The organism is Nocardia shimofusensis NBRC 100134 (assembly GCF_001613125.1).
GTDB lineage: Bacteria > Actinomycetota > Actinomycetes > Mycobacteriales > Mycobacteriaceae > Nocardia > Nocardia shimofusensis.
Window position 1 is genome coordinate 72,196 of sequence record NZ_BDBT01000013.1, and the last position, 23,202, is coordinate 95,397.

A 23,202-nucleotide genomic window follows, 5' to 3' on the forward strand; every position below is an offset into this window, starting at 1 on the left:
TCAGTCCGTGTTCAGCCGGAAGCCGACACCGCGCACGGTGACGATGCGGCGCTCGGCCATCGGCCCCTCGTCGCCGATCTTGCGGCGCAGCCAGGACATGTGCATGTCGAGGGTCTTCGAGCCGCGTAGTTCGGCGTCGCCCCAGACCTCGCGCAGAATCGTCTCCCTGGGCACCACCTGGCCCGCCCGGTCGATGAGCACCTTGAGCAGTTCGTATTCCTTGTTGGCCAGACCGACCTCGACGCCGTTGACCAGCACCCGGCGCGCGGCGGGCTCCAGGCGGATACCGCCGACCTCGACGGCTTCGTCGCCGATGCCGCTGCGGCGCAACAGCGCACGCACCCGAGCCAGCAGCTCGGCCAGCCGGAAGGGTTTGCCCACGTAGTCGTCGGCGCCGGCGTCCAGGCCGACCACGAAATCCACTTCGTCGGTGCGCGCGGTGAGCATGAGCACCGCGAGATCGGCGCCGCGGGCCCTGACCTGGCGGCACACCTCGAGCCCGTCCATGCCGGGCAGGCCGAGGTCGAGGATGAGCAGATCGTGGTGACCCTCCAGCGCGCGGCTGAGCACGGCGGGGCCGAAACTCTCCACGGTCACCGAATATCCCTCGCGCCCCAGCGCCCGCGAAAGCGGCGCAGCGATGGCCTCGTCGTCTTCGGCCAGCAGTACCGCGGTCATGGGACCAGATTACGGATCGACGACCGGCTCGGCGCGGTCATCGGCTCGGCGCGGTCATCGGCTCGGCGCGGTCATCGGCTCGGCGCGGTCATCGGCTCGACGCGGCCATAGCTCGACTCAACGATCTGCGGAGGCCTCGAACACCTGGTGATAGAGCAGCGAGTGCACGCCCTGCACGTCGGGGATGTCGTCGTATTCGAGCGGCTCGTCCGAGGAGGAACCGATGATCAGGGTGCCGGTGCCCAGCATCCGGTCGAAGATCCCGTGGCGGAACTGCACGCTGGAGATGCGGCTCATCGGGATGTCGATGCCGGTGTGGGTGAGCACGCCCTCGCGCACCAGCACCCGGCGGTCGGTGACGATGAAATGCGTCGACTTCCAGGCCAGGACAGGGGCGAGCACGCGCCAGAGCACCACGAGAACCCACGCCACGGGCACCGCGATCAGCAGCACCGTGCGCAGCGTGCCCTCGGTGGTGCGGTAGGCCAGCCCGCCGCCGAAACCCGCCAGCGCCGTGCCGACGATGAGCGTCACGACCGGCCAGAACAGCATTTTCCAATGCGGATGGCGGTGGAGTATCAGCTGCTCTTCGGGCGCGAGCACATCCTCCGGGTAACCCATGTCCGAAACGCTACCCGCGCCGATGGCCCCTACCGGGGATCTCCGGCCGTGGCGGGCACCGCATTTCGGAGCCCGTCACGGCCGGTACTGGCCGCGCAGATGGGTGACATCGCCTGCCGAGACCGCCTCGTCGCCCACGAGCAAACGTCCCGCATCGTCGATGCCGGTGGCGATTCCGGTGAGCGCTCGGCCACCGGGCAGCTCGGCTCGCACCTCGGTGCCGATGGTTGCGCAGCGCTCGCGATAGGCATCGACGAGTCCGGCGGTGGCCCAGCCGCCGTCGCGCCAGGCGGTGAATCGGCGGTCGAATTCGGTGAGGATCGACGCCACCAGCTCGGTGCGGTCCAGTTCGGCGGCCCCGGCGAGTTCGAGCGAGATCGCGTGCGGCACAGGGAGTTCGGCCTCACCCAGGGTGACATTGACGCCGATGCCGATCACCACGGCGGGGGCGGGACCGCCCGCGGCGACCTCGGCCAGGATGCCGGCCACCTTGCGACCGCCGATGAGAACGTCGTTGGGCCACTTGAGCTCCGCGGGGACCCGCGCGGTCGCGCGCAGGGCGTCGATCACGGCGATCCCGGTCAGCAACGGCAGCCAGCCCAGCACCGCGGGATCGACTCCGGGCAGGCGCACCAGCATCGACAGGGCGATCTGCGCGCGCGGGGGACTGGCCCAGGCCCGGGCGTGCCTGCCGCGCCCGGACTCCTGCGCCTCGGCGAGCAGGACCGAACCGTCCGCGCCCGGCTCACGGGAGCGGACGATGAGGTCGGCGTTGGTGGATCCGGTCGACTCGACGACGTCCACCCGGGTGAACGACAGCCCGGCCGAGGCGACGGCGGCGCGTAACCGGCCGACGTCCAACGGCGTCCTGCGCTGCGCGGTATCCGGTGAAGGGCTCTGCACGGACGGCGACGCTACCCGCCGCGCGGAGCGTCCGTTCTGCCAGGGCAGAGGGGCCGGAAAAGCGCCGCGGGCGTGGTTCGACCTGGGCTTTTCTACTCGCCGGTAGGCACCGCGCCGTTACGGACCGTTCCTGTCTCTGGTTACACTCCGAACCCATGACGAGTGTCCAGCAGCAGTCCGCCTCGGGTTCGGCGGACTCCCCCGATATCCACACCACCGCCGGGAAGCTGGCTGACCTGCGGAATCGGCTGGAAGAGGCCAAACACCCCATGGGTGAGGCCGTGGTCGACAAGGTGCACGCCAAGGGCAAGATGACCGCCCGCGAGCGCATTCTCGCGCTGCTCGACGAGGGTTCCTTCGTCGAGCTCGACGCGCTGGCCCGGCATCGCAGCGTCAACTTCGGCCTGGAGAACAACCGGCCGCTCGGCGACGGCGTCGTGACCGGTTACGGCACCATCGACGGGCGCGACGTATGCATCTTCAGCCAGGACGTCACCGTCTTCGGCGGCAGCCTCGGCGAGGTCTACGGCGAGAAGATCGTCAAGGTGATGGACCTGGCGCTCAAGACCGGCCGTCCGCTGGTCGGCATCAACGAGGGCGCGGGCGCTCGCATCCAGGAGGGCGTGGTCTCCCTCGGCCTCTACGGCGAGATCTTCCACCGCAACATCCAGGCCTCCGGCGTGATCCCGCAGATCTCGCTGATCATGGGCCCCGCCGCCGGTGGTCACGTCTACTCCCCCGCGCTCACCGACTTCGTGGTGATGGTCGACCAGACCAGCCAGATGTTCGTCACCGGCCCGGACGTCATCAAGACGGTCACCGGCGAGGAAGTCACCATGGAGGAGCTGGGCGGCGCGCACACCCACATGGTGAAGTCGGGCGTGGCGCACTACGTCGCCTCCGGCGAGCAGGACGCGCTGGACTACGTCAAGGACCTGCTGTCCTACCTGCCGAGCAACAACCAGGCCGAGGCGCCGCGTTTCCCGGCGACCGACCCGATCGAGGGCGCCATCGAGGACTCGCTCACCGCCGAAGACCTCGAGCTGGACACGCTCATCCCGGATTCGCCGAACCAGCCCTACGACATGCACGAGGTCATCCGTCGCCTGCTCGACGACGACGAATTCCTCGAGGTGCAGGCCGAGCGCGCGGCGAACATCATCGTCGGCTTCGGCCGCATCGACGGTCGCAGCGTGGGCATCGTGGCCAACCAGCCGACCCAGTTCGCCGGCTGCCTGGACATCGACGCCTCGGAGAAGGCCGCGCGGTTCGTGCGCACCTGCGACGCGTTCAACGTCCCGATCGTCACCCTGGTCGACGTCCCCGGCTTCCTGCCCGGCACCGGCCAGGAGTACAACGGCATCATCCGGCGCGGCGCGAAGCTGCTCTACGCCTACGGCGAGGCCACTGTGGGCAAGATCACGATCATCACCCGCAAGGCCTACGGTGGCGCCTACGACGTCATGGGTTCCAAGCACATGGGCGCCGATGTGAACCTGGCCTGGCCGACCGCGCAGATCGCCGTGATGGGCGCTTCCGGCGCCGTCGGATTCGTCTATCGCAAGCAGTTGCAGCAGGCCGCGAAAGACGGCAGCGACGTCGATGCGCTGCGGCTCGAGCTCCAGAACGAGTACGAGGACACTCTGGTGAACCCGTACGTCGCGGCCGAGCGCGGATACGTCGACGCGGTCATCCCGCCGTCGCACACCCGCGGTCAGATCGTCTCGGCGCTGCGACTGCTCGAGCGCAAGATGGTCAGCCTGCCGCCGAAAAAACACGGCAACATCCCGCTCTGAATAAGCGATACCCTCGATAGGCCGCGCACACTGGAAAGTCGAGAGACCTACGGGCTCACCGGAGACGTGGGTTGCAAGGCCTGGAAAGTCGGGAGGCGCCCTGCGCCTGTCGAGGGGACACGCCTGATCGAGTTAGAGAGAGGATCTGGCACTGTGACGACCGTGGCAGAAGAAGATGTGTTGACCGCCGCCGAGCTGGATCTCGCTGTCGACACCATCGCCGAGGACACCGAGGCCGCCGTGGACGCGGCTGCCACCCCCGAGCCGAGCGCGGCGCCGTTCCTGCAGATCCTGCACGGCTCGCCCACCGACGCCGAGATCGCCGCCCTGGTGTGCGTGTTCGCAGCCGCGGCGGGTGGTTCCGCGGACTCCGATTCCGGTAGGCCGCGGGAGCTGTGGGGCAGGCCGACGCAGATGCATCGCGGCGCGTCCCCGTTCTCGCCGTACTCCTTCCCGGCGCTCTCGCGTCGGCACTGAGTCACGGCGGACATGACCTCGTTGCGGGGCACAGTGCCGACGCTGATTCTGGCCTCCGCCTCGCCCGCGCGCAGGCAGGTTCTACGCTCGGCGGGCATCGACCCGGTGGTCCGGGTATCCGACGTCGACGAGGACGCGGTGGCCGCGGCACTGCCCGCGGGCACCGCTCCCGAGACGGTGGTGACCGAGCTCGCGCGCGCGAAGGCCGTGGACGTCGCCACCTCCGCCGATCTCGGTGAGTACCGCGACGACTGTGTGATCGTCGGCTGCGATTCCATGCTCCTGATCGACGGCGTCCTGCAGGGCAAGCCGCACACCCCCGAGGTGGCGCGGGCGCGCTGGTCCGAGATGGCCGGGCGCAGCGCCGATCTCATCACGGGGCACTGCGTGCTGCGGCTGCGAGCGGGCGAGATCGTCGGCGAGGCGGTCGACTGCAGCACCACCACAGTGCATTTCGCCAAGCCCGAAGCCGAGGAGCTCGAGGCCTATCTGGCTACCGGGGAACCCCTCCAGGTAGCGGGGGCGTTCACCCTCGACGGGATGGGTGGCTGGTTCGTCGACCGCATCGAGGGCGATCCGTCCAGCGTGATCGGCATCGGCCTACCACTGCTGCGCCGACTGCTTGGCGACGTCGGCACCGGAGTTGCGCAATTGTGGAGCGACCCGGCCCGCTGACGGCGGGGTGAGGGCGGGCTCGGCCTGCCCCTCGGGACCCCTGCCCTCGGGACCCCTGCCCTCGGGACCCCTGTTGCCCTCGGGACCCCTGCCCTCCGGCTCCCTGGCCAGGCCGTTGGTCCTGGCCGGCTTGCGGGCCATCTCCAGCCGGGTCAGGCACAGTTCCGGCTCCACGAACGGATTCAGCCGCACGGTCACCGCGCCGCGTTCGCCGCTGCGATCGAGCACTTCCTCGATCAGGCCACGGTGCACCGCGCACACCACGTCGGAGTGGGTGCGCGCGAGATCGCGCAACGGGCAGCCGGTCATCCGGATCACCGCGTGTTCGCCGTCGTCGGAGGCGGTGTCGCGCTCGGGGGCGAAGCCCAGCTCCGACAGCAGCCCGATAGTGATGTCCTTGGCGTCGGACAAGGTCTCGAGGCGACGTTCGTCGGCGTCGAGTTTGGCGCCCCAGGCCCGGCCCGCGGCCAGTCCCGCTTCCGCGCGGGTGCGCGGGTCGGGGCCGAGTTGGTCGGCGAGGACCTGCGCCAATTCCTGATATCCCAGCGTCCGTTGCACGGCGCGGTAACCGATCCGCGGACGTCCGCGCCCGCGCGGGGGCTGCTGGAACTGGCGGACCTGGGATTCCTTGGTGAGCACATCGAGATGGAAACGCACGGTGGTGACGTGCTGCCCGGTGATTCTGGCCAGTTCCTGGGCATCGAGGGGCTCGCTCGCGCCGCGCAGGATCGCGAGCAGTCGCCGCCGCGGCCACGAATCGGACATAGCTCACCCCTCCTCTGAAGGAGACTTTATCGGATGCGGGTTCGATCTAATCGGCCATTGCGTCAATCGGTCGTCGCGGCGATTCGTTGCCTGAAACAACTTCCGGTAACACTCCACCTCTACCATCGCTGGAGAAGCGGACCCACCTCATGACCTATCACGACGGCCCCTCACGTGCGAAGGAAAACCGACAGTGCCCGTTGCCCCGGACCCCTACGCCCCCTTCGGCGCCTACGCACATCCTCGCCGATTGGTGACCACGGAGTGGCTCTCGGCGAACATCGGCGCGCCGGGACTGGCGATCGTGGAGTCCAACGAGGACGCGCTGCTCTACGACATCGGTCACGTTCCCGGGGCGATCAAGATCGACTGGCATCGCGATCTCGAGGACCCGTCGATGCGCGACTATATCGACGGCGCCCGGTTCACCGAACTCATGCGAGCCAAGGGCATCGGCCGCGAGGACACCGTGGTGATCTACGGCGACCGCGGCAACGCCCAGGCCGCGCACACGCTGTGGCTGTTCACCTTGTTCGGGCACGAGGACGTCCGATTGCTCGACGGCGGCCGCGAGGCCTGGATCTCCGAGAGCCGCGACACCACCTTCGAACCGCCCTACCCGCGCGCGGGCAGCGCCTATCCGGCGGCGCGCCGCGACGACGGCATCGCGCGCGCCTTCCGCGACGACGTGCTGGCCACCCTGGGGGTCGCCCCGCTGCTGGATGTGCGCTCGGCGCGCGAGTACTCCGGCGAGCTCAACCACGACCCGGTCGATCCGGCCGATGCCGCACTGCGCGGCGGACACATTCCGACCGCGGTCAACATCGAGTGGACCGAGGCCTTCGGCCCGGACGGCCGGTTCCGCGCACGCGCCGAGCTCGACGCGATCTACGGCGGACTGAGCGAAGCCGAGGACCTCGTGGTCTACAGCCGCGTCGGCGAGCGGTCCAGCCTGACCTGGTTCGTGCTGACCTACCTGCTCGGCCACCGCGGCGTGCGCAACTACGACGGCTCCTGGACCGAATGGGGCAACTCCGTGCGGCTGCCCATCGTCCAGGGCGTCGAACCCGGCGAGGCGCCCGCGCGGGCCGGGCGGCGCGCACGGGCCCGCTGAGGGCCGCATAAACTGACGTGGGATGCCAGCACAATGGACGCCGGACACATCTCCCGCGGAGTGTGATCCGACACCTACTGTTCAGTAGGGCTATCCGAGTTCGGTAGCAGTTGGCAGACTGCCTACACTCGCCCAGACGTACATTGTCGGCACGGGCGGAGCTCGTGTGGTGTTCCGACTCCCTACCGGGGAGCGGGCCGCGCGGCCACCGTCCCGCGAAGCGACCAGAAGAATGCAAACCAGGAGGCTCAGTGCCCAGCCATGCCAGCGCGCGGATCACGAAGGTACTCGTAGCTAACCGAGGCGAGATCGCCGTACGCGTGATCCGGGCGGCGAAGGACTCCGGCATCGCCAGCGTCGCCGTGTACGCCGAGCCGGACGCCGACGCGCCCTTCGTGAAGCTCGCCGACGAGGCCTTCGCGCTGGGCGGCCAGACCTCGGCCGAGTCGTACCTCGTGTTCGACAAGATCCTCGACGCCGCGGCCAAGTCCGGCGCCGACGCGATCCACCCCGGCTACGGATTCCTGTCCGAGAACGCCGACTTCGCCCAGGCCGTGATCGACGCGGGCCTGATCTGGATCGGCCCCTCGCCGCAGTCCATCCGCGACCTCGGTGACAAGGTCACCGCTCGCCATATCGCCGAGCGCGCCAAGGCGCCGATGGCCGCGGGCACCAAGGATCCGGTGAAGAACGCCGACGAGGTCGTGGAGTTCGCGAAGCAGTACGGCGTCCCGGTCGCCATCAAGGCGGCGTTCGGTGGTGGTGGCCGCGGCATGAAGGTCGCGCACACCATCGAGGAGATCCCCGAGCTGTTCGAGTCGGCCACCCGTGAGGCGATCGCGGCCTTCGGTCGCGGCGAGTGCTTCGTGGAGCAGTACCTGGACAAGGCCCGCCACGTCGAGGCCCAGGTCATCGCCGACCAGCACGGCAACGTCGTGGTCGCGGGTACCCGCGACTGCTCGCTGCAGCGCCGCTTCCAGAAGCTCGTCGAGGAGGCGCCCGCGCCGTTCCTGTCCGACGAGGTCCGCACCAAGATCCACGAGTCCGCCAAGCGCATCTGCCGCGAGGCCGGCTACTACGGCGCGGGCACCGTGGAGTACCTGGTGCAGGGCGAGACCGTGTCGTTCCTCGAGGTGAACACCCGCCTGCAGGTCGAGCACCCGGTCACCGAGGAGACCGCGGGCATCGACCTGGTGCGCGCACAGTTCCGCATCGCCAACGGCGAGGAGCTGGAGATCACCGAGGATCCGACGCCGCGCGGCCACTCCTTCGAGTTCCGCATCAACGGCGAGGACGCCGGTCGCGGCTTCCTGCCCGCCCCCGGCCCGGTCGTGGTCTACCGCGAGCCCACCGGCCCCGGCGTGCGCGTCGACTCGGGCGTGGTGCAGGGCAGCGTCATCGGCGGTCAGTTCGACTCGATGCTGGCCAAGCTGATCGTCACCGGCGAGAACCGCACCCAGGCGCTCGAGCGCGCCCGTCGCGCGCTGGCCGAGTTCCAGGTCGAGGGCCTGGCCACGGTCATCCCGTTCCACCGGGCGATCGTCGAGGATCCGGCCTTCATCGGTGACGGCGAGAAGTTCGACGTCTACACCAAGTGGATCGAGAACGAGTGGAACAACACCATCGAGCCGTACACCGGCGCCGGTGACGTCGCTGACGAGGACGAAGAAGGTCCGCGTCAGAAGGTCGTCGTCGAGGTCGGCGGCCGTCGCGTCGAGGTCTCGCTGCCCGGCAACTTCAGCATCGGCGGCGGCAACGGCGGCGGTAGCGCGATCCGCAAGAAGCCGAAGCCGCGCAAGCGTGGCGGCGGTGGCGCGGGCGCCGCGTCCGGTGACGCCGTGACCGCCCCGATGCAGGGCACGGTCGTCAAGGTCGCCGTCGAGGAGGGCCAGTCCGTCGAGGCGGGCGACCTGATCGCGGTGCTCGAGGCCATGAAGATGGAGAACCCGGTCAACGCGCACAAGGCCGGTGTGGTCACCGGTCTGGCGGTGGAGGCGGGCGCCGCCATCACCCAGGGCACTGTGCTGGCCGAGATCAAGTAGTCACCGGCTGATCGCCCGAGGGCGGGTTCGGACCACGGTCCGAACCCGCCCTCGGGCGTATTGTGATCGGGTGTCCAGCTCACCCGTGGCCGACATCATCCGCGGCCGTAAAGCGACAGGTTCCCGGGCCGACGGTCATCGCCTCTTTCTCGTCGTCGAGGGAGGCGGCAGCCGGGGAGTGTATTCCAGCGGCATGGTGCAGGCGATGGAGGAACTCGGTCTGTCCGGGCTGTTCGACGCGATCTACGGCACCTCGGCCGGGGCGATCAACGGCGCATGGCTGCTGTCCGGACGGGCCGTGCCCGGTATGCGATCGTGGTCGAATCCGGAGATCATGAGTGCCGTCATCAACCCGGCGCGGATGCTGCGTGGTGGGGCCGCCTTCGACGTGCGCTACCTGGTCCATCGTGTGTACGACGGGGTCGAGCCGATGGACTTCGACGCCATCCTCGGGCATTCGACCACCCTGCATCCCATCGCCACCGACGGACGCACCGGCCATCCGGTGGACCTGCGCCCGCACATCACCGACAAGCGCAGCCTGATGCGCGCGCTGCGGGCCAGCGCGAACCTGCCGATCCTGGCAGGCGGCCCGCTGATGCTCGACGGGGTGCCGTACTTCGACGGCGGTATCGCCGAACCGATCCCCATTCGCTCGGCCGTGCGCGCGGGCGGCACGCACTTCTTGGTGCTGCGCACCCGCCGCGCCGACGAGAAGCGCGTACCCAACTCGCGGGTGCACCAGGTCGTGGGCGGCAGCTATCTGCGATTCGTCGCGCCGGGCGCCTATCGGGCCTTCCTCGCCCGGCCCGCACTGGAGGAGGCGGAGAGCCGAGCCTTCGCCGAACTCGGAGACGCGGTCCTGCAGATCCATCCGCCCGCCGGCTCACCCGCGGTGGACTCCACCGCCCGCGACACCGATCTCCTCGCCCGCGCCCTGGAGATCGGCCGCCGGGCTGTGTACTCGGTCTTCGCCCCGCAGGATGCCCGGCCCCGGCCGGAGAACCAGGAGCCCGTCGTCTAGTACAGCGCCACCGATACACCCTCGGACAGCACGAAGTCGTGCAGCTCCAGGTGCGCGGCCGAGGCGGTGTCCGGCACGTCGAACACCAGCACGGCGGTCCCGGACGCTCCCGGTGGCAGTTCGAAGGAATGCCCGAGCCGATGCTGCACGGCCTGCCACGCCGTCGCGGTGGCATCGTGTTCGACGATCGCGCCGTCGTCGAGGATCAGCTTCTGCCCGAACGGCAGGAACCACTTCGTCTCGTCGGAATGGTTGAGCACCGCCAGCGTGACGATCAGAAACGATCCGTTCGCATTCTGGAAGCCCACCCGCTCGCCGGAGTCGAGCCCGGCGACGGCGAATTCGAACTTCCCGTCCCGCACCGACGTGCCCGCCGGCGCCACACCGGCCCGACCGGGAGCCGGTTCCTCCACTGTCGCGGCGGGCGGCGGAGTCTTCTGCTCGGACGAGCCGTCCGAGGAACTCGACGCAAGCACGGCCAGGCAACCCACCGCGAACACACACGGCGCGACCAGGATCAGCGTCGTCGTCCACAGCAGTGTGCGCAAAACGCCACCGCGGCGCCGACGTCTGCGCGGCGCGGGCTGCCGCGATCGCGGGGTGGTTCGCGAGATCGGTCGTTCCCGCCGATCCATCCGTCGAGGGGCGGCGGTGCGCTGGTCTACCGAGGACGGGGCGGGCACGGGATCGACGCGACGGCTGTCCGGCGGCGGAACCCAACGCTGCCCGCCCGCCGGTGGCCCGGGCGGGAGGACCGGCGCAGGAGCGACCGCTCCGCCGGTCGGCTCGACGACGGGCATCACCTTGGTCGGATGCGGAGTCCGTACCGGAACTCGGTCCGCGCCGACCTCGGCCGCCTCGGGATCGGGCATCCGTCCGGGCGGCCGCAGGCCGGGATCCGGGATTCCGGCCGCGTCGGCAGCATCGACTGGTTCCGCGTAGCGCGAGGCGCCGGGGTGGACGCCCCGATCGGGCCGCCCCGGTGCGGGCGCGGTATCGGTCGGGCCCGGAATCCGCGCCGAGGCCGGCGGCGCACCGGCGGCACCTGCCGATGCGGGTGCGGGCAGCGCTTTCGTCGGGGTCGGCGTGCGTCCCACGGCCGAGGCGGCGGTTTCGATGCGCGTGGGCGGCGGAGCGGTCGCCGAGCCCGTACTCGAGCGATCGTGCGCGGCGCGGTCGCCGAGTGCCGTGCGGGCGGCGCGGACGAATTCCCCGGCGCCGGCGGGCCGGAGAGCGGGTTCCTTGGCCATGCCGCGCGCGAGGATCTCGTCGAGGGCGGGCGGGACGGCCGGGTTCGCCACGGCGGCGCGTGGCGGGTCGGTCATGAGGTGGCCGTGCATCTGCTGGGCCGGTTCGGTGTCGCCATAGGGGCGGCGGCCGGTGAGGGCTTCGAACAGAACGCAGGCCAGCGAGTAGATGTCGGAGCGGGCGTCGGCGTGGCCGTTGAAGCGTTCCGGCGCCATGTAGGCCCAGGTGCCGATGGTCAGGCCGGTCGCGGTGACCGAGGTCTGGCCGAGGGTGCGGGCGATGCCGAAATCGATCAAGTAGGCGAAGCCGTCGGGGCGGACCAGGATGTTCGACGGTTTGACGTCGCGGTGGATCAGGCCCGCGGCGTGCGCGGCGTCCAGGGCCGCGGCCACCTGGGTGAGGATGTCCACCGCGGTGTGCGGGTCGAGCGGCCCGTGCGCGGCCAGCCGCGCCGACAGGTCGGCGCCCTCGACGAGTTCCATGTCGATGAACAACCGTCCGTCGACCGCGCCGTGGCCGTGGATGGCGGGGATGTGCGGGTCGCGCAACGCGGCGGCGAGCAGAGCTTCCCGCTCGAACCTCGTGCGGTATCCCTCGTCGGCGGCGAGTTCGGCGGGCAACAGTTTCAGCGCGAGGCGACGGCCGTCGCGGGTGTCGAGGGCCGCCCAGACCTGGCCCATACCGCCGCTGCCCAGTGGCCGTTCCAGCCGGTAGTGACCGAACTGCGCAGTCATCGCGCACCTCCCTGTCACATCGACGCGGATTCCGCGCCCGCCGAACGCCAGGCCGTCCTGGCGCCGTCCCCGCGCGAGGTCGCCTACCGTGCTCCCGGCAGCGGCGGGTCGAGCCGTAATCGGAGCCTACCCGGCGCGTGGACCCCGCAGCGGGGTGATGCGGCGGGCACCACTGTCGCTAGCCTGACCCGTGGATCGGAAGCGTCCGGCTCGAGGACGCATCCAGCTCGAGGACGCGCCCGGCAGGACGCATCGAGCACCGGGTGGACGGGCAGACAGCGTCAGCAGATGCGGACGCACGAGGAGTGGTGATGGAACCGATCGAGATCAACGCGGGCAGCTGGTATCTGCGCGCACTGCGTGCCGACGAGCGCATCGACGACCGGCCCGCGCTCGCCGAGGGCGGCATCACCGATCCCGAGCACGTGGGACGCCGTAATGCCGAGTGGGAGAACGAGACCCGCTACTCGTGGGCCGTGTGCGAACCCACCACCGCCGAACTGGTGGCCGAGATCGTGCTGACCCCCGGCGCGGACGGTTCGGCCGAGATCACCGGTTGGGCGCGAGCCGGCCAGGACCCCGCGCTGGTCGCCGCCCGGGCCGCGGTCTCCCGATTCGCCGTGGGCGCGCTGGGACTGCGCCTGGGCTGACCACGCCGCCGGGCCGGGAGCGGTCCTCACGCGCGAGGACGGTAGCGCCCGCGCCAGGAGTTCGGCCGCAGTGCACACCGCGTGCCAGGGGGCGCACGTCTCCACTCTCGGCAGCGTCCCGCGCTTCCCGCGCTGCGCCGGTCACCCGTCGGTGCCGCAGCCGAGCACACCCTGCTCTGGACGGGTGAGCCGTCGGCGCGGCCCGAGTCTCATCCGAGGGTGGTGAGCACCCGGTCGAGCGCGTCGACAGCCTGATCGAGTTCTTCGGCGGTCACGGTCAGCGGCGGCCGGAAGCGGATGCCGCGGTGGCCGGTGCCCAGAATCAGCACGTGCTCGCGTTCCCGCAGTGCCGTCACCGCCGCGTCGCGTAATTCGGGAGTGTCCAGCGTGATCGCGCACATGAGGCCGCGGCCGCGGGGCTCGGTGACCGACGGGTGGGCGGCGGCCAGCGCCCGCAGGCGCGTGAGCAGATGGGCGCCGAGCGGGCGGGAGCGTTCGAAGAGGCCGTCGCGTTCTATCACCTCGAGGATCCGGCGGGCGCGCACCATGTCGGTGATATTGCCGCCCCAGGTCGAGTTCAGCCGGGAGCCGACCACGAAGACGTTGTCGGGCACCTCGTCGACGCGACCGCCCGCCATGATCCCGCACACCTGGGTCTTCTTGCCGAAAGCCACCACATCCGGTTCCAGGCCCAATTGCTGGTAGGCCCATGCGGTTCCGGTGCCGCCGACGCCGGTCTGCACCTCGTCGAGGACGAACAGCGCGTCGTGGTCGTGGCAGAGCCCTTGCATCGCGCGCAGGAACTCCGGGCGCAGGTGCCGGTCACCGCCTTCGCCCTGGATCGGTTCGGCGATGAAGCAGGCGATGTCGTGCGGGTGCTCGGCGAAGGCTCGTCGGGCCTGGTCGAGCGCCAGCGCTTCGGCGGCCTCGACGGGACGGCCGTCGCGCAGATACGGGGTGTCGATTCGCGGCCAGTCGAAGGCCGGGAAGCGGGCGGTCTTCACCGGATCGGTGTTGGTCAGCGACAGGGTGTAGCCGGTGCGACCGTGGAAGGCCCCGGTCAGGTGCAGCACCTTGGCGCCGCGGGTTCGCCCGAGCCTGCCGTTGGCTTCGTTGTGCCTGCTCTTCCAGTCGAACGCGACCTTGAGCGCGTTCTCCACCGCGAGCGCGCCGCCGTCGATGAAGAACAGGTGCGGTAGCCGCGAATCGCCGAGCACGCGGGCGAAAGTCTCCACGAACGCGGCCATCTCGACGGTGTAGATGTCGGAGTTGCTCGGCTTGTTCAGTGCGACGTCGGCCAGTTCGGCGCGGAAGTCCGGGTCCCGCGCCAGCGCCGGGTGGTTCATCCCCAGCGCGTTGGAGGCGAAGAATCCGAACATGTCGAGGTAGGCGGTGCCGTCGCGCTGGTCGACGAGCGTGCGGCCGTGCGAGGCGCGCAGGTCGAGCACGAGCGGGAAACCGTCGGCGAGGATGTGCGTGGACAGCGCGTCGTGTACCCGGGTGGCGGGCACGATCGCCGACGCCGTTCCTGTCCCCGGTCGGGGACGTTCCAGTTCGAGGCTCACACCCGCAGGATACGAAACTATTCAGGCGTCGTCCACGACACGCCGTATAAATTACGGTACAGACCTACTTGTCATAGAATGTCTGCAGAATGATGGTGCTGCGGGTGCGAACATTCGCGGTCGCCCTGATCTCCTGCAACAGCTGCTCGAGATGCCGGGGCGAGGCGACCCGGACCAGCAGGACGTAACTCTCGTCCCCCGCCACCGAGTGACACGCCTCGATGCCGGGAATGTGCTGGAGCACGGCGGGAGCGTCGTCGGGTTGCGAGGGATCGAGAGGAGTGATCGCGACGAATGCCGACAGCAACTGCCCGAGCGCTTCGGGATCCACGTCGGCGGTGTACCCACGGATCACCCCGCGTGCCTCGAGCCTGCGCACGCGCGACTGCACGGCCGAGACCGACAGACTCGCTTTCTCGGCCAGGTTCGACAAAGTGGCGCGTCCATCGGCCATCAGTTCCCGAATCAGCAGACGATCGATGTCGTCGAGTGCAGGTTTCGCCGGTGTATCCGCCACCAGCGAAGGCTAACGCAGCCGACACGCACCGTGTCGAGAAGTTGTCCGCGATCACCATTGCCCGGGGTCCGGTCGCCCACCCGGCACCGCCCGCGGGCTCGAAACCGAAGGGGAACAACCGATGACGGCAACCACCCGCGACGCTGCGGCCACCGCCCGCACCGATCCGGCAACCTCGCCCGCCGATGAGGCCGCTGAGGCGTTGCGCGCCCTCGGCGTCGACCTGCCCGCACCCGGCGAACTGACCGTGCGCACCCCCATCACCGGCGAGCGTCTGCTCACCCTGGCCGCCGACGACGCGGCCTCGGCCGATGCCGCCGTGCAGCGGGCCGCCGTGGCGTTCCGGCAATGGCGCACCGTGCCCGCGCCGGTGCGCGCCGCGGTGGTGCGCAGGCTCGCCGAGCTGCTGGTCGCGCACAAGACCGACCTGGCGGCGCTGGTGACCCTGGAGGCGGGCAAGATTCGCGCCGAGGCACTGGGCGAGGTGCAGGAGATGATCGATGTCTGCGAGTTCGCCGTCGGTCTCTCGCGCCAGTTGTACGGGCGGACGATGCCCTCCGAGCGGCCGGGGCACCGGTTGATGGAGACCTGGCATCCGCTCGGGGTGGTCGGGGTGATCTCGGCGTTCAATTTCCCGGTCGCGGTGTGGTCGTGGAACACCGCGATCGCCTTGGTCTGTGGTGACACCGTGGTGTGGAAGCCCTCGGAGACCACCCCGCTGACCGCGCTGGCCTGCCACACCCTGGTGCGCCGCGCCGCCGTCGAGGTGGGCGCCGATCCCGAAGTGCATCAATTGATCCGAGGCGACGCCGGGATCGGGGAGCGGCTGGTCGACGACGAACGAGTGGCGCTGCTGAGCGCGACCGGCTCGGTACGGATGGGCCGCGCGGTCGCCCCGCGTGTGGCCGCCCGGTTCGGCCGGTGCCTGCTCGAATTGGGCGGTAACAACGGCGCGATCGTGACGCCCTCGGCGGATCTGGACCTGGCGGTGCGCGCGATCGTGTTCGCCGCGGCCGGCACCGCGGGGCAACGCTGCACCTCGCTGCGCAGGCTCATCGTGCACGCCGAAGTGGCCGACCGGCTGGTGGAACGGCTCGCCGAGGCGTATCGCGGTCTGCGCGTGGGCGATCCGCGTGCCGACGGCGTGCTGGTCGGCCCGCTGATCGACGGGAAGGCCTACGCGGGCATGCGTTCGGCGCTCGAACGCGCGCGCGCCGACGGCGGTGAACTCGTCTGCGGCGGTGAACGAGTCGAGGGATCCGGCGAGCTGTTCACCGCCCCCGACGCGTTCTACGTGCGCCCGGCCGTGGTGCGGATGCCGGAGCAGACCGAGGTGGTCCGCGAGGAGACCTTCGCGCCGATCCTGTACGTGCTCACCTATCGGGATTTCGAGCAGGCACTCGACCTGCACAACGCTGTTCCGCAAGGACTTTCCTCGGCGGTCTTCACCCGCGACCAGCGCGAGGCGGAGCGGTTCCTCGCCGCGGATGGCTCGGATTGCGGAATCGCCAATGTCAATATCGGCACCTCGGGCGCGGAGATCGGCGGCGCGTTCGGCGGGGAGAAACAGACCGGCGGCGGACGCGAATCCGGCTCGGACGCTTGGAAGGCCTACATGCGCCGGGCCACCAACACGATCAACTACTCCACCGCGCTCCCACTCGCCCAAGGTGTCGAGTTCGGCTGAAGAACCCTCCTGACCAGGCGATTAGGTGTCCCCATCCGGCGTGTGTAATGTTGGGGACACCCCGACGCGGGGTGGAGCAGCTCGGTAGCTCGCTGGGCTCATAACCCAGAGGTCGCAGGTTCAAATCCTGTCCCCGCTACAAAGAAAAACCCAGGACGGCATCCGGTCGTCCTGGGTTTTCCCATTTCCGGCGCCACGCCGCTCCGCGGAAGCGCCGCTCCCACACCGTCCGCGCCACGCGAGCGGCGGCGAATCGCCGAGCCGACCTGGAAAACTCGACTTTCTACTTGTCAGTTTTCTTGCGCACGTGATCTTGCACTGGATAGGGTGACGCATATATCCGCACATAGGGCGCTCAATGCCCAGAAGTAGGCAAGATCGGTGATCAGCAGCAGTATCAAGCGCATATTACCGACCGATGTGCTGAAGTCGAGTTCTCGCGCCCGCATTCGCGGACCCATCGGAATCAGAACCCGATTGCTGGCAATCGTGCTCATCCCGAGCCTCGCATTGCTCGCCATCGGCATCGGCGGAGCAGTCTATCTGGTCGACGACGGTCGTAAGTCGCAGGACTTCTCCGACGTAGCGGCCTCCGTCACCACCCCCGCCATCCGGATGGTCGAGGCGATGCAGGACGAGCGGCAGGCTTCGCTGTTGCACCTGGCCGGCTCGCCGCGCGGCACCGAGAGTCTGGTGGTGGCCCGGCGCAATGCCGACACCGCGCTCGACGGCCTCTACGATCTGGCCCAGGCGGCCAAGGAGGCCCAGGGCGCGGTCGCCTCGGATGTCGACGGCTACTCCGAGGTCTACGACCAGCTGCCGCAGCTGCGCAGCGCCATCGACGCCCGGGTGATCCCGGCCGCGCAGGTCTCCATGGTCTTCAGCACGGTCATCGACACCGTGGTGCAGGCTTCCCTGGTAGCCGCCGAGATCGCGCCCACCCCGGAGATCGCGGTGGGCCTCTACAACGCCGTGCACGCGCTGCGCGCCGGTGAGGCCGTGGTCCGCGCGGCGTCGATCGGCATCACCGCGATGCTGACCGGCCAGTTGCCCGCCGGACAGCTCAGCGAGTTCGCCAGTCAGGTCGGCGACGCCCGCGGCGAGGTCGCCTTCAGCACCGGCATCATCGAAGGCGAGCGGCTGGCCGAACTCGAGGCGATCATCGCCGGCCCCGACTGGCAGCGCCTGGTCGCCATGGAGGACGCGTTCATCCAGCGCGGCCCGGTGGCGGCCGAGGACTCCTCGCCGGGCTCCGGTTCGTCGAGCTCGTCGAGTTCGAGTTCCAGTTCGAATTCCACTGCCGGTTCGACGAGTTCGAACGGTTCCGCCGGCTCCGCCGACTCCGATGCCGCACTGCCGATGAGCGCCGAGGACTGGGAGCGCACGGCCGATGCCGTCAGCGCCCAGCTGATGGGGCTGTGGGAGAACCTCAGCCGCGACCAGCACGCGGTGGCCATCGCCGAGGGCGACGAGCTGGCCAGCAATTCCCTCTGGGTGGGCGGCGGCATCCTCGCCATCGCGCTGATCGCGTTCGCCGCGGCCATGCTGCTGGCCAACCGCTTCGTCGGCCGCATGCGCGGCCTGCGCCGCGAGACCCTCGAGCTGGCCGACGAGAAGCTGCCCGCCACCATCCGCAAACTCAGCGCGGGCCAGGATCTCCGAGCCGACGAGGACATCGCGCCGCTGAAGTTCGGCAACGACGAGATCGGCCAGGTCGCCGACGCGTTCAACCGCGCCTACGCCTCCGCCGTCGCGGCGGCGGTCGCCGAAGGCAAGACCCGCGCGGGCGTCAACGCTGTCTTCCTCAATATCGCCCATCGCAGCCAGGTGATGGTGCACCGGCAGCTGGTCCTGCTCGACAAGGCCGAGCGCGAGGAAGAGGACCCCGATCGCCTCGACACCCTGTTCCAGCTCGATCACCTGGCCACCCGCTCCCGGCGCAACGCCGAGAACCTGGTGATCCTCGGCGGCGAGCAGCCGGGCAGGCGCTGGCGCAATCCCGTGCCATTGGTCGAACTGGTCCGCAGTGCCGTGGCCGAGAGCCTCGACTACACCCGCATCCAGGCGGGCAAGCTGCCCGAGGTCCGGGTACTGGGCAATGTCGTGGCCGACTTGATCCACCTGATCGCCGAGCTGACCGACAACGCGACCGCGTTCTCGCCGCCGGAATCGCGCGTGGAGGTCTCGGGCAACCTGGTGGGCAAGGGCCTGGCGCTCGAGATCACCGACCAGGGCCTGGGCATGTCCGAGGCCGAGCTGAGCGAACGCAACGAGCTGCTGGCCGAACCGCCGGACTTCAGTGTCGCGGCGCTGTCCGGCGATGCCCGCCTCGGCCTGTTCGTGGTCGCGAAACTGGCTGCCCGCCACGGCATCTCGGTGCGGCTGACCGATTCCGACTACGGCGGCGTCAAGGCGATCGTGCTGGTGCCCACCCCCCTGCTGTCCACCGGACGCGAACAGGCGCAGGTCACCTCCGGGCCCGCGGCGGTACCCGCGGCCCCGGCCGCCGCTTCGCCGCCGCCGCAGCCGGGCGGCTATCCGGTGCCGCACCCGTCCACCACGACGACCGCGGTCATGCAGCCGATGGGCGGTGGTCTGGCAGGCCGCGGCACGTTCAACGGCTTCGTGCCGCCTGCCACCACGGTGAGCACGGTGTCCGCGCCGGGTGCGCCGGTCGAACAGCCCGCCGCCGCGCCCGGCAAGCCCGCGCTGCCCCGGCGGCGCAGGCAGACGCCGGCCGCCACCCAGCCGATGCCCGCCGACACGCCGCCGCCGAGCCCGGCCGCCGCCCGGCCGCGCACCGCCGAGCAGGCCAGAAACCTGATGTCGGCGATCGAGAACGGCACCAGGCAGGGCCGCCTGAACCGCATCGATACCGACGCCGGACACCCGGCGTCCGATCACAAGGAAGGTGCCGGTGACGACTCCTCAGCCCCGTAGTCTCGATTGGCTGCTCGACGACCTGATCGATCGCCTGCCCGACGTCCGCTACGCCGTCGTGTTGTCGACCGACGGTCTGCTACTCGGCCACAGCACCAAGATCGACCGCTCCGACGCCGAGCGTTTCTGCGCGATGGCCTCCACCCTGCACGGCGTCGCGCGCAGCGCGGGCATGCATTTCGAGGCAGGCGGCGTGCACCAGACGGTGGTCGAACTCGATCGGGCCGTCCTGTTCATCACCGCCGCGGGTGACAACGCGTGTCTGGCCGTGCTCACCGCCGAATCGGCCAACATGGGCATGGTCGCCTACGAGATGAACCAGACCGTGCAGCGCGTCGGTGTCCATCTCTCCGTCGATCCACGACCTCATCCGTTCGATGAGGCCGGCCTGCGGCAGCCATGAACGACCGGCGTGAGTCCTGGTTCGACGACGAGGCCGGACCGCTGGTCCGCCTCTACGCGGTCACGCGCGGACGGTCGGACGGTCGTCCCGAGCTGAACATGCTCACGCTCGTGGTGTATTCGGGCGCGGCGATCCTGCGCCGCACCGAGCCCGAATACGCGGAGATTCTGCGACTGAGCCGCACGGTGCAGTCCATCGCGGAACTCGCTGCCCAGATGAATTTGCCGCTGACCACGATGAAAGTCCTGGTCGGCGACCTCATCGATGACGGTCTGCTCGATCATCGCGCGCCCGAATCGGCGCCGGACGCGGGCCCGCCGCGCGACGTGGGCATGTTGCGAGCGGTGCTCAGGGGCATCCAGGCGCTCTGAGCGCCGTCCGCACCGGCGACCGGATCGGTGCACACCGCCCGGCGCGCACGACACAGCGGCCGGGGGCCGGGTCCGAACGAATCGGACCCGGCCCCCGGCTTTTTCGTGGTGCCGGCTCAGCCGAGCCTGGCAGCCAGCCGCTTGGCGTTCATGTAGGCGATCGCCTCGATCGAGACCATCGGGTTCACGCCCGAGGAGGTCGGGAAACACGAGGCGTCGGCGACCACCACATTGGGCACGTCCCAGGTCGCGCCGTCCGGGTCGAGCGCGGAGTCCTCTCGGCTGCCGCCCATCCGCGCCGAGCCCATGATGTGCAGCGCCGCCACGCCGCAGCGGCCGGGCGCGTAACCGGACGCCGCGCAGGCCGCCGCGAACTCCGCGTGCGAGCCCTGCTCGCCCGGCCGGTAGCTCGCACCGGACTGGTGCCCGGAATAGATCTTCTTCGCCCCCGCCGCTTCGAGAAGCTGTGCGGCGCCGATGATTCCGGTGTGCAGATGGTCGCGATCGCGGTCGGACAGGGTGTATTTCACGATCGGGTGCCCGGCCTTGTCCACGTCGACGCGGCCGGAGTCCCTGTCCCGGGTGATGACGCCGATCGAGGCGGTGTGCGCCAGATCCAGCATGGCGTTGCGATGGGCCTCGCCGCCGCGCCAATTCATGAAGCCGACGAGCATGCCGGGGTGCACCGGACCGGTCTCGTAGATGACGCCGTAGCCGTCGCCGTCGAGATCGGCGTGCTCACGCGAGATCCGGGTCTGCAGCCCGCCTTCCCAGGGACGCAACTGCTCCTCGAACACGCCGAAGACCGCCGAGGCCGGGTGCAGGCGCAGGTGCGCGCCGATGTTCTTGTTGCGCAGGCCCGATCGGCGCAGCAGCGCCGGAGTCTGCACCGCACCCGCCGACACCACGACGGCCTTGGCCCGCACGTGCAGGCGCGCGCCGCTGTCGGTGATCGCGACGACGCCCTCGGCCCGGCCCGCCTCGACCTCGATGTGGCGCACGTCCGCACCGACGACCAGGCGCGCGCCGCGCTCGGCGGCGTCGGCCAGCCAGGTCTTGGTGGCGGACTGCTTGGCCCCCACGCGGCAGCCGTAACCGCAGCGACCGCATTCCACGCCCGCGTCGCAGGCATCGGTGACATTGCGCGGCAGCGGCCCCATGTCCCAGCCCAGCGCCTGCGCGCCGCGTTCGAGGACGGTGTCGCGCGCCGAGATGGTGGACCGGTCGAAGGTGACCGAGATCCGCTTCTCCACGGCGTCGAGCGCCGCGCCGAACTCGTCGGTGGCGAATTGGGTCGCGCCGAGGCTCGCCCACTCCTCGCGCACCTTGTCCGGGGTGCGCAGCGACGTGCTCCAGTTGACGACCGTGCCGCCGCCCAGGCAGCCGCCCGCGACGAGTGTGAGCTGGCCCTCGGCGGTGCCGTTGGGACCGGGCGCGTAGAGCTTGGTCAGCGCGTCGAGTTCGCCCGCGCCGAAGTCGGCGTCGTCGTAGTAGCCGCCGCGTTCGAGGACGACCACGTTCAGCCCGGCCTCGGCGAGCACGGCGGCCGCGGTGCCGCCGCCCGCGCCGGAGCCGACCACCACGACGTCGCAGTCGAGGGTGGTGTCCTGGCTGTAGCGGAGCGGTTTCAGCGCGGGCTGGGCGGCGGCGGCCGGCTTACCGGGCGGGCCGGGGTATTCCATCTGCTTCCACAGCGGATTGAAGCCCTCCGGTCCCGGCGCGACGTAGTAGGACAGCAGCGTGCCCTTCTTGAGCGCCTGGAACACCGAGCGCTTGGCACCGAGCCGGGATTCGCTCAGCTTCAACAGCACTTTCTCACGGTCGGCCGGCGAGAGCTTGGAGAACGAGCGCGGGCCCGCACCGGCGAGCAGACCGAACAGCGGGCTGTCCCAGAGGCCCAGCAGCGTCGCCAGTTGCTTGCCGCCCGACGGGTCCGGATCGCGGGCGAGCATCGACAACATGACGTCGGGGACGCCGAGGGCGGTGGCCGAGGGCAGGCCGAGCCCGTCCCCGGGGGCGAAAGTATCGCAGATCAGCTCGAGCGCAGCGCGCTGCTTTGCCGTCAGCTCCATGTGGTGTGGCTCCAGAACGAAAGAAGGATGGCGAGAAGGCGCGATGTGGTTATCGCGACGGAATAGACGATCACATATTTTGAGTGATCAGAAACCTACTCTGCTGAATTATGGGAGTAAAGAGCGGTTTTTTGCTCACTCCGGCGCGGGCTGGCAGCGCGGGCAGAAGTAGATTCCCCGCTCGCGTTGGAGGAACCGGTCCGACATCGGAACGCTCTCGCCGAGCGCGCGCACCACGATGTTCGCGCCACACCGCTTGCACGGCATCCTGGCGCGTCCGTAGACCAGATCGCGCCAGGGCGGACGGTGCGCCGCGGTGTGCATGACGCGATGCGATTCGTTGATCAGCGCGGGCAGATCCGGCACCTGCGCGACCGGGACGGCCGGGTGCACGCGGCGCAGGAAGCAGATCTCGCTGCGGTACTTGTTGCCGATCCCGGCCAGGTTGCGCTGGTCGAGCAGGGCCAGGCCGATGGCGCGCTCGGGCGCGGCCGCCAGTCGGCGCCCGACCTCCTCGGCGTCCCAGTTCGGGCCGAGCAGGTCGGGACCGAGGTGGCCGATGACGGCCTGCTCGTCCGCGCGCCGCACCACGTCGACCGTGCCGAGGGAGAATCCGACCGCCTCGGTGTCGTCGGTGGTCAGCACCAGCCGGGCTTGCACCCGCGGGCGGGTCCAGCGCTCGCCGGCACAGTAGGTGCGCCACACCCCCTCCATCTTCAGGTGGGTGTGGATGCTGACCTCCCCGACCCGGATGAACAGGTGTTTGCCGTAGCTGACGACCTCGTCCACCAGTTCACCGGACAGATCGAGCGTGGCGTACCTGGGCACGCGGAAGTCGCTGCGCACCAACGTCTTGCCCGCCAGCGCCAGGCGCAGCCGGTTGGCGGCGAAGAAGACGGTGTCACCCTCGGGCACGGCGA

Annotated in this window: 20 protein-coding genes and 1 tRNA gene; 12 read left to right on the forward strand and 9 right to left on the reverse strand. The window is 69.9% G+C overall.

All coding sequences use genetic code 11. The features are described from left to right. From NS3_RS16345 to NS3_RS16355, 3 genes are all read right to left on the reverse strand, one after another. A complete protein-coding gene (locus tag NS3_RS16345; protein WP_067860525.1) occupies positions 1-678 on the reverse strand; it encodes a response regulator transcription factor in 678 nt (225 codons plus the stop codon). 117 nt (positions 679-795) lie between these two features. Next, positions 796-1,299 carry a PH domain-containing protein gene (locus tag NS3_RS16350; protein ID WP_067860527.1) on the reverse strand — a complete coding sequence of 168 codons (504 nt, stop codon included), beginning with the start codon at positions 1,297-1,299 and terminating at the stop codon, positions 796-798. Positions 1,300-1,374: 75 nt separating this feature from the next. Continuing rightward, a complete protein-coding gene (locus NS3_RS16355) occupies positions 1,375-2,202 on the reverse strand; it encodes a biotin--[acetyl-CoA-carboxylase] ligase (protein ID WP_067860528.1) in 828 nt (275 codons plus the stop codon). Positions 2,203-2,357: 155 nt separating this feature from the next. Here NS3_RS16355 and NS3_RS16360 point away from each other — a divergent pair, with 155 nt between their 5' ends. The 3 genes from NS3_RS16360 (at position 2,358) to NS3_RS16370 (ending at position 5,150) form a co-directional block, all read left to right on the forward strand. Beyond that, positions 2,358-3,998: an acyl-CoA carboxylase subunit beta gene (locus NS3_RS16360; RefSeq protein ID WP_067860530.1), complete on the forward strand. Its 1,641-nt coding sequence runs from the start codon at positions 2,358-2,360 to the stop codon at positions 3,996-3,998. Positions 3,999-4,160: 162 nt separating this feature from the next. Further along, positions 4,161-4,475 (forward strand): acyl-CoA carboxylase subunit epsilon, encoded by a 315-nt coding sequence (locus NS3_RS16365; RefSeq protein ID WP_373865315.1) that lies wholly within the window; start codon positions 4,161-4,163, stop codon positions 4,473-4,475. A gap of 33 nt (positions 4,476-4,508) precedes the next feature. Next, entirely contained in the window at positions 4,509-5,150 is a 642-nt protein-coding gene (locus NS3_RS16370; protein WP_067860660.1) for a Maf family protein, read from the forward strand. On the opposite strand, the gene NS3_RS16375 is transcribed toward NS3_RS16370, so the two are convergent. After that, positions 5,076-5,915 carry a helix-turn-helix transcriptional regulator gene (locus NS3_RS16375; protein ID WP_067860534.1) on the reverse strand — a complete coding sequence of 280 codons (840 nt, stop codon included), beginning with the start codon at positions 5,913-5,915 and terminating at the stop codon, positions 5,076-5,078. The two genes, NS3_RS16370 and NS3_RS16375, sit on opposite strands and share 75 nt — an antisense overlap. A 193-nt stretch (positions 5,916-6,108) precedes the next feature. On the opposite strand from NS3_RS16375, the gene NS3_RS16380 reads away from it, so the two are divergent. From NS3_RS16380 to NS3_RS16390, 3 genes are all read left to right on the forward strand, one after another. Beyond that, complete coding sequence (locus NS3_RS16380) at positions 6,109-7,029, forward strand: sulfurtransferase (protein ID WP_067860536.1); 921 nt, start codon at positions 6,109-6,111, stop codon at positions 7,027-7,029. 251 nt (positions 7,030-7,280) lie between these two features. Then, positions 7,281-9,071 (forward strand): acetyl/propionyl/methylcrotonyl-CoA carboxylase subunit alpha, encoded by a 1,791-nt coding sequence (locus NS3_RS16385; protein ID WP_067860538.1) that lies wholly within the window; start codon positions 7,281-7,283, stop codon positions 9,069-9,071. A gap of 70 nt (positions 9,072-9,141) precedes the next feature. Next, positions 9,142-10,095, forward strand: coding sequence for a patatin-like phospholipase family protein (locus tag NS3_RS16390; RefSeq protein WP_245649648.1), 954 nt, complete (start codon positions 9,142-9,144; stop codon positions 10,093-10,095). Here the strand turns inward: NS3_RS16390 and NS3_RS16395 are convergent. Further along, positions 10,092-12,077 (reverse strand): protein kinase domain-containing protein, encoded by a 1,986-nt coding sequence (locus NS3_RS16395; protein ID WP_067860541.1) that lies wholly within the window; start codon positions 12,075-12,077, stop codon positions 10,092-10,094. The genes NS3_RS16390 and NS3_RS16395 overlap by 4 nt on opposite strands. 311 nt (positions 12,078-12,388) lie before the next feature. Between NS3_RS16395 and NS3_RS16400 the strand changes: the two genes are divergently transcribed. Beyond that, entirely contained in the window at positions 12,389-12,727 is a 339-nt protein-coding gene (locus NS3_RS16400) for a hypothetical protein (RefSeq protein ID WP_067860661.1), read from the forward strand. Positions 12,728-12,936: 209 nt separating this feature from the next. Here the strand turns inward: NS3_RS16400 and lat are convergent, their stop codons facing one another. Then, on the reverse strand, positions 12,937-14,292 hold the full coding sequence (gene lat / locus NS3_RS16405; RefSeq protein ID WP_067860543.1) for an L-lysine 6-transaminase: 1,356 nt from the start codon (positions 14,290-14,292) through the stop codon (positions 12,937-12,939). A 64-nt stretch (positions 14,293-14,356) separates the two neighbouring features. Next, on the reverse strand, positions 14,357-14,809 hold the full coding sequence (locus tag NS3_RS16410) for an Lrp/AsnC family transcriptional regulator (RefSeq protein ID WP_067860545.1): 453 nt from the start codon (positions 14,807-14,809) through the stop codon (positions 14,357-14,359). A gap of 121 nt (positions 14,810-14,930) precedes the next feature. Between NS3_RS16410 and amaB the strand changes: the two genes are divergently transcribed. From amaB to NS3_RS16435, 5 genes are all read left to right on the forward strand, one after another. Then, positions 14,931-16,496 carry an L-piperidine-6-carboxylate dehydrogenase gene (gene amaB / locus NS3_RS16415; RefSeq protein WP_067860547.1) on the forward strand — a complete coding sequence of 522 codons (1,566 nt, stop codon included), beginning with the start codon at positions 14,931-14,933 and terminating at the stop codon, positions 16,494-16,496. Positions 16,497-16,561: 65 nt separating this feature from the next. After that, positions 16,562-16,635: transfer RNA gene (locus NS3_RS16420), tRNA-Met, on the forward strand. 242 nt (positions 16,636-16,877) lie between these two features. Next, positions 16,878-19,436: a sensor histidine kinase gene (locus NS3_RS16425; protein WP_245649649.1), complete on the forward strand. Its 2,559-nt coding sequence runs from the start codon at positions 16,878-16,880 to the stop codon at positions 19,434-19,436. Continuing rightward, on the forward strand, positions 19,414-19,839 hold the full coding sequence (locus tag NS3_RS16430; RefSeq protein WP_067860551.1) for a roadblock/LC7 domain-containing protein: 426 nt from the start codon (positions 19,414-19,416) through the stop codon (positions 19,837-19,839). The genes NS3_RS16425 and NS3_RS16430 overlap by 23 nt, the downstream gene beginning before the upstream one ends. Then, positions 19,836-20,210, forward strand: a complete 375-nt coding sequence (locus NS3_RS16435; RefSeq protein WP_067860553.1) for a DUF742 domain-containing protein — start codon at positions 19,836-19,838, stop codon at positions 20,208-20,210. The genes NS3_RS16430 and NS3_RS16435 overlap by 4 nt, the downstream gene beginning before the upstream one ends. Positions 20,211-20,326: 116 nt before the next feature. On the opposite strand, the gene NS3_RS16440 is transcribed toward NS3_RS16435, so the two are convergent. Together NS3_RS16440 and NS3_RS16445 are read right to left on the reverse strand one after the other, a co-directional pair. Then, a complete protein-coding gene (locus NS3_RS16440) occupies positions 20,327-22,282 on the reverse strand; it encodes a GMC family oxidoreductase N-terminal domain-containing protein (RefSeq protein ID WP_067860555.1) in 1,956 nt (651 codons plus the stop codon). A gap of 135 nt (positions 22,283-22,417) precedes the next feature. Continuing rightward, on the reverse strand, positions 22,418-23,197 hold the full coding sequence (locus NS3_RS16445) for a DNA-formamidopyrimidine glycosylase family protein (protein WP_067860557.1): 780 nt from the start codon (positions 23,195-23,197) through the stop codon (positions 22,418-22,420). Between the last annotated feature and the right edge of the window lie 5 nt (positions 23,198-23,202).